Here is an 11,039-nt window from a genome sequence, read left to right as displayed (position 1 = left end):
TCCGGCGTCCGGCGTCCGGCGTCCGGCGTCCGGCGTCCGGCGTCCGGCGTCCGGCGTCCGGCGTCCGGCGCGATTTGATGGACTGTGCAGCTGTGCACAAGCGCCGTGCGGTCTATCCGGTTGCGCCGAGATCGCTGCCGATTAGACATCGAGCGATGTGCCCTGCCGCCTGCAGCCATGACATCGCGACTACATTGAACGGAGCGATACTTTGGTGATTGGGAACGCGCACATCGAGGCGCTGGGAAAGCGCGCCCGTTCCTCTCCGTTCCCTGTCGGGGGGAGCACGTCGTTTCGATGATTACGTCAATCGACACACCCAATACCGAATACCGGTTCGGCGCCTTCCGGTTCATTCCGAGCCGGCATCTTCTGCTTCATAATGATGTATCGGTCACCATCGGGTCGAGAGCGGTGGACCTCCTTCACCTGCTCCTTGCCCGTGCCGGCAAGGTCGTCACCAAAGACGAACTGCTCGAATATGTCTGGCCTGGCACGCATCTCCACGAGAGCAATCTGAAGGTGAACATTTCGAGCCTACGCAAAGCTCTTCAGAACGGCGACCGGCGCGACTTCATTGCCACTGTACCAAACCGCGGCTACCGGTTTGTGGCCGAGGTTCAGGTGATCGACGGCTCGACCGATGCCCGCCTCGATCCGCTTCGAGCCCATGCCGGTGAACTCCCGGTGATACCGGACCTGATCGGACGCAGCGGCGACGTTGCGCATCTCGGCGAGAGGCTCCTGGAAAACCGGTTAGTCACCGTTGTGGGCCCTGCCGGTGTTGGGAAAACCACGCTTGCGGTCGCCACGGCGCGTCACCTTGAGGATCGGTTCTCGAACGGTATAGGGTTCGTGGACTTGGCTGCGATCGACGATTCCCAACTTGTAGTACCGGCTATTGGCCTTGCTCTGGGCATTGAGCGCGATGCCGTCGTCGCGGGGCTTATAGACGCTCTCCATCAGAAGAAGTTTTTGCTCCTTCTCGACAATTGCGAGCATCTCCTTAGCGCGGTAGCGACAATCGCGGAGCAGATCGTGACGGCCGTTCCGAGCGCACGAATCCTCGCGACGAGCCGGGAAGCCCTCCATTCGCGCAGCGAGGCCGTATTTCGCCTGGCCCCGCTGGACGTTCCGGCCGCTGGTAAAGCTCTCACCGCCGTACAAGCCCTGGAATATCCTGCGATCGCGCTCTTCGTCCGACGCGCGGAGGAGGCTCACGGCTATCGCTTCGTGGATGCCGATGCCCCCACGATCGCAGCGATTTGCCGGCGGTTGGACGGCCTAGCGCTCGCGATAGAACTTGCCGTGCCGCAACTCATCGCCTCCGATCCACGCACGCTGTTGCGCTTGATCGACCGAACCTTTTCGATTCTCGACCGCGGCGGCGACAGTGGACCAAGCCGGCACCAGACGCTGCTGGCGACGCTCGACTGGAGCTATCAATTGCTCTCGCCACGCGAGGCTCGGCTGTTCCGCCTACTGTCGGTCTTTGCTTCGTCCTTCTCCATCGAGGACATCCTGGGAGTAGCGGCCGGCGTCGATGGGCCTCTCGAGGAGATTGCCGCCTGGACCGGCGCGCTGGTCGCCAAATCTCTACTAGTAGCCACCTACGGGTTAAATGGCGTTCGCTATCGTTTCCTGGAAAGCACTCGCAGCTTTGCCGCGGGTGCCCTGATTCAAAAAAAGGAAATGACCGCCGCCTACTCGAACTACGCGCACTACTTCCTTGCGCTGTTCGAAAATGCTGAGCAGGAGTGGCAATGGCGCGATCGAGTCGACTGGACCACCGCCTATGCACCGCGCGCGAACGATGTTCGCAAAGCGATCGACTGGGCTGAGGGGGATGGCGGCGACACGCTGCTCGCCATCCGGCTCACGGTCGCCGCCATTCCACTTTGGGATGAACTCTCAACCGTCGGCGAAAGCCATATCCGGGTCGAACGCGCGCTGCGCCGCGTCGCGGCGGGCCAGGTGGTCGACGACAGGCTCAAGATGAAGCTCATGGCGTCCTACGGCGCCGCCCTGAACTTCTCCGACAATCTCGGGCCTGAGGCCGATGCGACTTGGGAGGAGGGCTACCGGCTCGCCCGCTCGGTCGGCAGTGTCGAATATCAGTTGCGTGCCCTATGGGGAAAAGCGGTACTTGAGAGCTTCTCCGGTCGTCACCGACGGGCACTCACATCCCTCGACGCCTTTATGGACCTTGCCACGACTGGGAATGAGCGCACTGCAATTCCCGACGGCCGCCGCCTGACGCTGATGACGCGCTTCTATCTCGGCGATATTCGCGAGGCGCTCGATGGTCTGTCTTCGCTAGAAGACGAGTATAACGCGATCGCCGCCCAAGCCCGCATGGCGCGCTTCCAGGTCGACAGGCTCGTGGGCATCCGTGTCGGTCTCGCCAACGCAGTCTGGATCAGCGGCAACTATCGCCGAGCTAAGGAACTTGCGGTATCTGCGCTCAGACGGGCCGCGGAGTTGAATCACCGCGTCTCACAATCCAACGCGCTCGCCCAGATCGGCCTTCCGCTGACCCTGCAATTCGGCGAACTTGATCTTGCCCGCGAGTACGTTGCGACACTCGCCCATAACCTTTCATTACATGAGACCGCTATCTGGGCGCCGGTCTGCCGCTTCTATCAGGGAGCGATTGATGCTTTGAGCGATGTGTCCGCCGGGATCGAAGTGATGCGTGCGGCTGTGGACAGGCTGGTCGCCAACAACTTCCTCATCCGGGTGCCGATGTATCTGGCCGTGTTGGCCGACGCGGCGCTGCGCTACGACAGGGTCGAGATCGCGCGCACGGCCGTGTCACAGGCATTGTCGCACCTCGATGTGCAGTCGGAGGACTGGTGCAAGGCGGAGATCCTGCGGATGCGCGGCGTCCTCGAATGGCGCGACGGCGACGTCAGCGCTGCGGAGGCAACCTTGGTCGCCGCTGCCCAACAGGCGAGTGAGATCGGTGCCCTGTCGTTCAAGCTCCGCGCCGTTACGACGCTCGCTGAGCTTCACGTCGCGACCGGCCGAAAGACCGAGGCCACGATCCAGCTTGCGCCCGTCTACGCCCAGTTCGACCCCGATTTCGCAAGCACGGACGTGTTGAAGGCGAGCGCGCTGCTCGGGGAGATCACGAGTGGGGCCCCATAGGGCCGCCATCAGCTTCAGTCGCCCACCTTCTCGCGCGAAGGCCGCGATCGATGCCACCAGGCTTTCACGGATACGGTTGCGCCGACTTGACCCTTTGGATGCGAGATCGTCCCGCACTCATTGCGGGGCGCGAGTTGCGCTCGTGGATCATCTCTTCCGCATCTGGCCAGCGGCACCTGCGTCAACACCGGCTGCATGCCGACCAAACTGACTGGCCAGCCTAGGCGGTCCATATCGCGCGGCGCGGCAGCAACTATGGCGTCATAACCAGCCCCATTCAGCATCGACATGGCGCGCTTCCACGCGAGGACGAGGAAAGTGTAGTCCGACACTGAGGGTTGCAACGAGGGATGGCTTCGCGGTCTGGACAATTGCTCACTCAGATTCGAGCACGCTCGGTTCAACGGTTCGAACAGCGTGCGCGTAAGCGAAGACCTTCCTAGAGCCATCGAATATAAAGCACCCTCGCCCACTCAGCCGATATCGACGGGATGGCCGACCAACACCAGCCGCTCGGCCAGCTCTTCGATCTTGCCAAGATAGCTCTGGAAATGGCCGGTCGCCCGATGGGAATTGACCGCGGCTTGGTCGACATAGAGCTCGTCGAGGATGAATCGGCCCGCGCTTGCTTCCTGCCAGAGGTCGTAACGCAGATTGCCGGGCTCGGCGCGGCTCGGCTCGAGCATCCCGCGCAGCAGCGCTTCCAGCGCATCTGCCTTACCGACCTTGGGCGCCAGAACGGCGACGATCTTCACGTTGGCGGGCAAGCGGCAATCCTTTCTGATCGAGCCGATGGCGGCCGGCAGGCTTTCGGCACGGTCACACTAAAGGACTGCCGGAGCAACCGGAGATAGTGAAACACGCTTGTGCCAGGGCGCACGGTCCGCACCCTTGCCAAATCACCGCGCATGGCGAAATTTGCAGAAGCGAGCCCGCGCCAAGCAGCACCCAACAACACAAACTCGTCGAGAACTAGTGTACTCATGGGCATTTTGGACACCCGCAAAGACCAGATATATCCCACGCTAACCGCCCACCAGGTCGAAAGCGCGCGTCGGTTCGCAAGTGGGCCGGAGCGGAACTTCGCGCCGGGCGAAATTGTCTTTGCGATCGGGGCGCTCGACACGCCCTCGTGGCTGGTGATTGACGGCGAGATAGAGTTGAGTCGACGGCGCGGCCTAAGGGGCGAAGCCTCGGTCACGAGCTATGTGGTCGGTCAGTTCAGTGGTGAGGTGAACGCGCTTGCCGGCCGTCCCTCCATCTCCGGAGGACGGGCAGGTCCGGAGGGATGCACGGCGATCCCGTTTGATGCGGCCCATCTGCGGGCGCTGATGATCGGCACCGCCGACCTCGGCGAAATCGTCATGCGCGCGCTGATTTTGCGCCGGGTCGAGCTGATCGAAGATGCCGAAGCCGGTACCATTCTGGTCGGAGCGCCGGCGAGCCCTAAAGTTGTACGGCTGCAAGGCTTCCTCACCCGCGCCGGCTATCCCAACCTCGTCCTCGATGCGATGACCGACGCGCAAGGTAAGGCTCTCATCGAGCGCATCGGCGTACCGCCTACCGAACTGCCGCTCGTCGTGTGCCCTGACGGCACTTTCCTGCGCGACCCTACGGAAATGGAACTGGCGACTTGTCTTGGCATCGCGCCTGCCATGAAGGATGGGGCGCGTTTCGACGTCGCAATTGTCGGCGCTGGCCCCGCCGGGCTCGCCGCGGCAGTCTATGCTGCCTCGGAAGGTCTGTCCGTCGTTGTGTTCGATGGACGCAACACCGGCGGCCAAGCCGGCGCCTCCTCGCGGATCGAAAATTATCTAGGATTCCCGACCGGCATTTCCGGTCGGGCGCTAGCAGGCCGCGCCTTCAACCAGGCCATCAAATTTGGAGCCGAGATCGGCGTCCCGATACATGTGGACCGGCTCGACTGCTCGGGCAAGGAACCTATTCTTGAGATCGCTGGCGGCACGCGCGTCATAGCCAAGGCGGTCGTGATCGCATCGGGAGCGAGCTACCGCCGTCCCGAAATCCCCAACCTTGCTGAGTTTGAAGGCAATGGGGTGTCCTACTGGGCCTCACCGATCGAGGCCCGTCTGTGCGCCGGCGAGGAAGTAGCGCTGGTCGGCGGCGGCAATAGCGCGGGCCAAGCCATCGTATTTCTGGCGCCGCAGGTCCGCCGACTTCACCTTTTCGTGCGCCGGCCGCTCGAACAGACGATGTCGAGCTACCTGATCGAGCGCATCGCCGCGCTGCCGAATGTAGAACTACATGTCGGCAGCGAGGTGGTCGGCCTCGAAGGCGATGCCGCCTCGGGCCTCTCGGCCGCCACGTTCCGAAATCGGATCGACGGCTCGACGCACCGCTGCAATCTCCATCACCTCTTCCTGTTTATCGGCGCGGACCCCAACACCGGCTGGCTCCACGATTGCGTCGACATTGACGACAAGGGCTTCGTCATCACCGGCAAAGGTCCGCTTGCGCTCGAGACGAGCCTGTCCCGCGTGTTTGCGATTGGGGATGTGAGGGCATCCTCAACCAAACGCGTCGCGGCGGCCGTCGGTGAAGGCGCCGCCGTCGTTTCCCAAATCCACGCCATGTTGGCGAGCGAAAGAGTTAAGGAACGGCAATGAGCATATGCCAGCACTACGGTGCCGTCCGCGATGTCATCCCGAGCGCGCGCGGTTGCCAAGAATGCCTCATGATCGGTACGCCGTGGGTCCATTTGCGCATTTGTCGATTCTGCGGCCATGTCGGCTGCTGCGACCAGTCCCCGCATCGCCACGCCACTGCGCACTATCACGAGACCGGCCATCCGATCATGGAAGGCTATGACCCGCCTGAAGGCTGGGGCTGGTGCTATGTGGACGAGATGGAGGTCGACCTGCCCGATCAGACCCCGCAGAGTGGGCCGATCCCACGATATTATTGAGCCACGCGAAATTGGGGGCGGGGCGATCAAGTATATTCTCACTGCCGAAGCAGCACTTTTGACGACCGGAACAAACCGTTGCTAAAGCTATTCGAACCCTTTCGCCTTGGCGCCTCGATGCTTGCCAACCGAATTGTCATGGCCCCGCTCACCCGTGCCCGCGCTCCCGACGATGTCGCGACCGAGCGCATTGCACTTTACTATACGCAGCGCGCTACGGCGGGGCTGATCATCAGCGAAGGGACGCCGATCTCACGCGCGGGACAGGGTTACCTTTTCAATCCAGGCATCTTCACCGCTGAACAGATTCTTGGCTGGCGCCTGACAACCCGCTCTGTGCATGCCGTCGGCGGCAAGATGTTCGCCCAGCTCTGGCATGTCGGCCGGGTCTCGCACCCTTCCATCCAGGAAGACGGTAGAACTCCGGTCAGCCCTAGCACGAAGACGGCCATCGGCGCGCTCGCCTTTGGCCGCGACGACGCGGGGAAGCCCAATCTGATCGCAGCGTCGACACCGCGCCCGCTCGCGACCGAGGAGATCGGCCGCGTGGTCAACGACTTCGCTCGAGCGGCCAAAAACGCGCTGAAGGCCGAGTTTGACGGTGTCGAGCTTCACGGCGCATGCGGGTATCTTTTCGAGCAGTTCATGAATCCGCTCGTAAACGACCGGACCGACCAATATGGGCCGCAGTCGCTGGAGAACCGGCTGCGCTTCACGCTCGAAGTGGTTGATGCAGTCATTGCTGTGATCGGGCGTGAGCGGGTGGGCATTCGTCTCACGCCCTACGGCCAGCTCTTCGATATGCCAGCCTATCCCGAAACCGAGGAAACCTACAGGGTGCTCGCCGGTGAACTGGGGAGCCGCGGCATCGCCTATATTCATGTCATGGATCAGGGCAGCTTTCGTATAGACGACAGCGAGGCGGGTGATACCAGCCGTAAGTTGCATGCATTAATACGCAACATACGCACGTACCTACCAGAAACGGCGATTATCCTTGCGGGCGGCATGACTCGCGATCGAGCAGAGGTGCTGATCGAGGACGGGACGATCGACCTCGCCGCCTTCGGTCAGCCCTTCATCTCCAATCCCGACCTCGTGGCTCGTTTCCGCAATAACTGGCCGCTCAGTCTCGCCGACCGCACTACCTTCTATGGCGGTGGGGCCGCAGGCTATATCGATTATCCACCGTTCACCCGCTAACGTTGAGCGTATGGATTTAGAAAATTTCACAAAAATAGAGATGCGCTCGGCTCATTGCGCACTCAGAGTCCATGCAACCGGAATTCACACGATGAGGTTAACATGCAGCTCACATGGAAGGCGGCGCTGTTCGCAAGCCTGAGCGGATTTTTTGCAGCAAGCCCCGGGATCTTCATGTTCCCCAAGCTATCGGAAGCGGCGGCGCAGCAGGCGGTCGAGCTACAGGCAGCGCCCCTCACAATCGCTGGCTATCACGGTTTCGCTTTGAGAGACGGTGCGTTCGAAATGCCGAATGACGGCAGGGCGTTCGTGCTTGGCGTGCCGACCAACGTCACCGCCGATGTCCTACGGGCGCACCGTCTTGCAAGCAATAAGTTCGCTTTCAGCCTGCAGCCTCTCCTAGTTCGAACAGAGAAGCGTGTGCTGCTGTTCGATACCGGCGCCGGTCGCAATTTCGGCACTGGCGCAGGCCATATCCTCTCATCCTTGGCGCGTGCGCGAATGCGGCCGGAGGATATTACCGACGTCTTCATTTCGCATGGACATGGCGACCATATCGGCGGCCTTATCACCCCTGAAGGGCGGCTCGCCTTCCCCAACGCGACCGTCCATATTTCACGCGCCGAATGGCAATGGCTCCGCAGCATGACTAACGAAAAGGCGAAATCCGACTATTTCATCGGCCAGCACGACGAACTGATCACTGCGGTGACGCCCAAGATTGCGACGTTCGACCCGGACGCCACGCTAATCCCAGGGTTGGTCAAGGCGGTCGATATCCGCGGCCATTCCCCGGGCCACTCCGCCTACATGATCGGGTCGGGCCGGCAGTCCGTCCTGTTCGTCGGGGACACGATGCACCACTCCATCACCTCTGTCGTACATCCCGAGTGGCTAATCGCCTTCGACGGCGACAAGCCGATAGCGAAGGAGAGCCGCATCGCACGCGAGCGCCTATGGGCCCAGTCAGGCCAGCGCCTCTATGTTGGGCATTTCCCTTATCCGGGCTTTGGTACGATCATCCGCAGCGGCAAGGGATTTGTTTGGCATCCACTACGCTGAGTGACGTCCAATGAAAGGATCGAACTATGAAGGTCGGTTTTATCGGACTTGGTCACATGGGCGGGGCGATTGCCATGAATCTGGTTAAGGCCGGTCACGACGTAACGGTCTGGAACCGGTCGCCGGAGAAGGCAGCCAAGCTGGTGGCAGCCGGGGCAACACTTGCGACGTCGCCTGCCAACGCAGCGCAGGGTGAAGTCGTGATGACGATGCTGGCGGACGACAAAGCCGAAGAAGCAGTCGTCTTCGGAGATGATGGTATCCTAAACGCGCCGGCGCTCCACGTTTCGCAGAGTACCATCAGCGTCACGCTAGCCGAGCGGCTGACCCAGGCGCATAAGGGCTGCTTCATTTCAGCGCCCGTTTTCGGCCGTCCCGCTGCTGCGGAAGCCGCCTCGCTTTTCGTCGTGGCTGCTGGCAAGCCGAACCTGCTTGAGGTTGCCGCCCCACTCCTCCGAAACGTTGGCCAGCGAACCTTCCACCTCGGCGAAACGCCGTCCGCCGCGAACTTAATGAAGCTCTGCGGAAACTTCATGGTGATGTCCGCCATCAACAGCATGGGTGAAGCGATGACCCTTGGCGAGAAAGGCGGCATCCCCCCTGCCGCTATGCTCGAAATCCTCACGGAATCGCTGTTCGGCGCGCCCGTCTTCAAGACCTACGGGGAGATACTGGTGCGCGCGAGGTTCCAGCCGGCTGGCTTTGCGGCACCGCTGGGTCTCAAGGACATGACCCTCGCCTCGTCGGCGGCGACAACGCTCGAAACGCCAATGCCCTTCCTCAGCGCCATCCGGAACAACCTGCTGACGTTAATCGCCCGGCATGGACCGGATATCGATTGGGCCGGCGTAGCGCTCGTCACACGTGAGAATGCTGGCCTTACCGCGTCACCGCTAAAGGCATGACAATCCACCTAAGCTCCGAACCGGAGGCGACTTGAATGGATTTTGGTATCGCAGGACGACGGGCGCTTGTGCTGGGCGCGAGCCGCGGATTGGGCGCAGCCTCAGCGCGGGCACTACACGCCGAGGGCGTTACGGTGCATGCGGTGTCGCGTAGCGGATCAGCTCCTGATCCGGAGATGCATGGCCATGCCGCCGACCTCTCCGACCCGACCTCTATCCAGACTTTGATCGAAGTGCTGGAGAATGTCGGACCATTCGACATTTTCGTGGCGAACACGGGTGGCCCTCGCGCCGGCACTGCGCAGGGCGTCCCACCGGAGGAATGGTCACGCTACTTCCAGTCGATGGCGGTGTCGCTCTTTCAGATTACCGACGCCCTGCTGCCATCGATGATCGCCACCGGCTGGGGGCGGATCATCACGATCGGTTCGTCCGGTGTAGAACAGCCCATCCCCGGTCTCGCGATTTCCAACGCCGTTCGTGGATCGATCGCTGGCTGGTCCAAGACGCTGTCCAGCGAGGTCGCAAAGAACGGTGTCACCGTGAACATGGTCCTTCCAGGCAGGATCGCAACCGACAGATCGCGGGATATCGATGAAAGCCGATCCAAGACACTTGGTATCGACGTGGCCGAAGCGCAGAGCAGTTCGATCCTAGAGATACCCACCGGGCGTTATGGGGCTCCCGCAGAGTTCGGTGCCGTGGTCGCCTTTCTGGCAAGCCAGCCTGCGTCTTTCGTGACGGGGTCGATGTTCCGAGTCGACGGTGGCCAGACGCGATCTATCTGAAATCACCTGCGACGGGCTCCATTAACCAGGTCGCGTTAACAAAATGCTGCAGCCAGAGCCTTGCTGCGGCGAGGTTGAGGAAGCTGAGGTAGGATAGCGCGTTTTTCTCGAAGCGTGTCGCGATGCGGCGCTGTTGTTTGAGGCAGCTAAACATGCGCTCGACGCGGTTGCGATCGCGGTAGCGGCGATAATCATGATGCTCTCGTGCTTTGCGGCGGGATGACGGGCAGGATGTTTCTCAGGAGCAGGTCTTCCCGGAAGCGGTCGCCATCGTAACCCTTATCGGCGAGCAAGCCTGCAGGCTTTGGCACCGGCATAGCCATCAAGCTATCGACCTCGCCGTAATCGGAAGCTTCGCCGCCTGTCAGGTGGAAGCCGAGAGAAAGGCCTTGATTGTCGCAGCGGGCGTGGACGTTGCACGTAAAGCCGCCGCGTGATCGACCAAAAGCCTGCGCACAAGCCCCCCTTTTCCGCCAACCGGCGAGACATGGTCGCGAATCGTGGTGCTGTCGATCATGTGCTGCCAGTCGTCGGTCAGGCCGAGATCGTCCAGCGTTTGCAGCATGGCATCCCAGACGCCCTGCTCAGCCCAACGGCGGAAGCGGACGTAGACCGAGTTCCACTTACCATATCGCTCATGCATGTCGCGCCAGGGGCAGCCAACCCGTAAGACGTGCAGCATCCCGTTCAGGTAGCGTTGATTATCGCCGGCAGGACGAGCATGTCTGCCTCGCTCGGGCGGAAGCAGCGGCCCGATCAATTCCCATTCTGCGTCGTTCAGGTCGCCGCGATCCATGACTGCGCTTACAAAAGGCAGACTTAAATGCCTAAATCAGAACTCAACTCGATTGAGAATCCCTTTTGTCAACGCGACCTAGTGGAGGGGCTCGCCTCAATAATAAGGCCATACTGTCAATTATTGCGGAATGGTTCGCTAAACCGAAACGAAATCGACAAGTTTACTTCCGGTCGAGATCAAGCCAATCGGCGGCCGGCGAACCGCCA

The 11,039-nt window shown here is 61.5% G+C and carries 9 protein-coding genes and 2 pseudogenes; 7 read left to right on the top strand and 4 right to left on the bottom strand.

Features of this window, described 5'->3' with window-relative positions; genetic code table 11:
- Positions 1-297: 297 nt before the first annotated feature.
- Positions 298-3,150, top strand: a complete 2,853-nt coding sequence (locus tag PMI02_RS23520; RefSeq protein ID WP_007687743.1) for a winged helix-turn-helix domain-containing protein — start codon at positions 298-300, stop codon at positions 3,148-3,150.
- Positions 3,151-3,623: 473 nt separating this feature from the next.
- Here the strand turns inward: PMI02_RS23520 and PMI02_RS23515 are convergent, their stop codons facing one another.
- Positions 3,624-3,917: a putative quinol monooxygenase gene (locus PMI02_RS23515; RefSeq protein ID WP_007687741.1), complete on the bottom strand. Its 294-nt coding sequence runs from the start codon at positions 3,915-3,917 to the stop codon at positions 3,624-3,626.
- 216 nt (positions 3,918-4,133) lie between these two features.
- On the opposite strand from PMI02_RS23515, the gene PMI02_RS23510 reads away from it, so the two are divergent.
- The 6 genes from PMI02_RS23510 to PMI02_RS23485 all read left to right on the top strand — a co-directional run bounded on the left by PMI02_RS23510 (position 4,134) and on the right by PMI02_RS23485 (position 10,034).
- A complete protein-coding gene (locus tag PMI02_RS23510) occupies positions 4,134-5,777 on the top strand; it encodes an FAD-dependent oxidoreductase (protein WP_007687739.1) in 1,644 nt (547 codons plus the stop codon).
- A complete protein-coding gene (locus tag PMI02_RS23505) occupies positions 5,774-6,076 on the top strand; it encodes a UBP-type zinc finger domain-containing protein (protein WP_007687737.1) in 303 nt (100 codons plus the stop codon). Before PMI02_RS23510 ends, PMI02_RS23505 begins: the two co-directional genes overlap by 4 nt.
- Before the next feature lie 78 nt (positions 6,077-6,154).
- Positions 6,155-7,279, top strand: a complete 1,125-nt coding sequence (locus PMI02_RS23500; protein WP_007687735.1) for an alkene reductase — start codon at positions 6,155-6,157, stop codon at positions 7,277-7,279.
- Positions 7,280-7,381: 102 nt separating this feature from the next.
- The gene (locus tag PMI02_RS23495) at positions 7,382-8,341 is read left to right on the top strand and encodes an MBL fold metallo-hydrolase (RefSeq protein ID WP_007687733.1); all 960 of its coding nucleotides are present in this window, start codon (positions 7,382-7,384) and stop codon (positions 8,339-8,341) included.
- A gap of 26 nt (positions 8,342-8,367) precedes the next feature.
- A complete protein-coding gene (locus PMI02_RS23490) occupies positions 8,368-9,246 on the top strand; it encodes an NAD(P)-dependent oxidoreductase (protein ID WP_007687731.1) in 879 nt (292 codons plus the stop codon).
- A gap of 35 nt (positions 9,247-9,281) precedes the next feature.
- Positions 9,282-10,034, top strand: a complete 753-nt coding sequence (locus tag PMI02_RS23485) for an SDR family oxidoreductase (protein WP_007687729.1) — start codon at positions 9,282-9,284, stop codon at positions 10,032-10,034.
- Here the strand turns inward: PMI02_RS23485 and PMI02_RS28120 are convergent.
- The 3 genes and pseudogenes from PMI02_RS28120 to PMI02_RS28110 form a co-directional block, all read right to left on the bottom strand.
- Positions 10,027-10,236: pseudogene (locus tag PMI02_RS28120) on the bottom strand (transposase); the annotation flags it as partial. The gene PMI02_RS23485 and the pseudogene PMI02_RS28120 sit on opposite strands and share 8 nt — an antisense overlap.
- Positions 10,226-10,561, bottom strand: coding sequence for a transposase (locus PMI02_RS28115; protein WP_238539153.1), 336 nt, complete (start codon positions 10,559-10,561; stop codon positions 10,226-10,228). The gene PMI02_RS28115 and the pseudogene PMI02_RS28120, both read right to left, overlap by 11 nt.
- Positions 10,513-10,830: pseudogene (locus PMI02_RS28110) on the bottom strand (IS5 family transposase); the annotation flags it as partial. The gene PMI02_RS28115 and the pseudogene PMI02_RS28110, both read right to left, overlap by 49 nt.
- Positions 10,831-11,039: the final 209 nt, after the last annotated feature.

The organism is Novosphingobium sp. AP12, from assembly GCF_000281975.1.
Taxonomy (GTDB): Bacteria; Pseudomonadota; Alphaproteobacteria; order Sphingomonadales; family Sphingomonadaceae; genus Novosphingobium.
The sequence above is the reverse complement of the archived record's forward strand: the minus strand, read 5'-3'. Positions and strand labels throughout refer to the sequence as shown.

Coding starts and splice junctions, on each gene's coding strand:
- PMI02_RS23520 (WP_007687743.1), top strand. CDS start 298: ATGATTACGTCAATCGACACACCCAATACCGAATACCGGTTCGGCGCC.
- PMI02_RS23510 (WP_007687739.1), top strand. CDS start 4,134: ATGGGCATTTTGGACACCCGCAAAGACCAGATATATCCCACGCTAACC.
- PMI02_RS23505 (WP_007687737.1), top strand. CDS start 5,774: ATGAGCATATGCCAGCACTACGGTGCCGTCCGCGATGTCATCCCGAGC.
- PMI02_RS23495 (WP_007687733.1), top strand. CDS start 7,382: ATGCAGCTCACATGGAAGGCGGCGCTGTTCGCAAGCCTGAGCGGATTT.
- PMI02_RS23490 (WP_007687731.1), top strand. CDS start 8,368: ATGAAGGTCGGTTTTATCGGACTTGGTCACATGGGCGGGGCGATTGCC.
- PMI02_RS23485 (WP_007687729.1), top strand. CDS start 9,282: ATGGATTTTGGTATCGCAGGACGACGGGCGCTTGTGCTGGGCGCGAGC.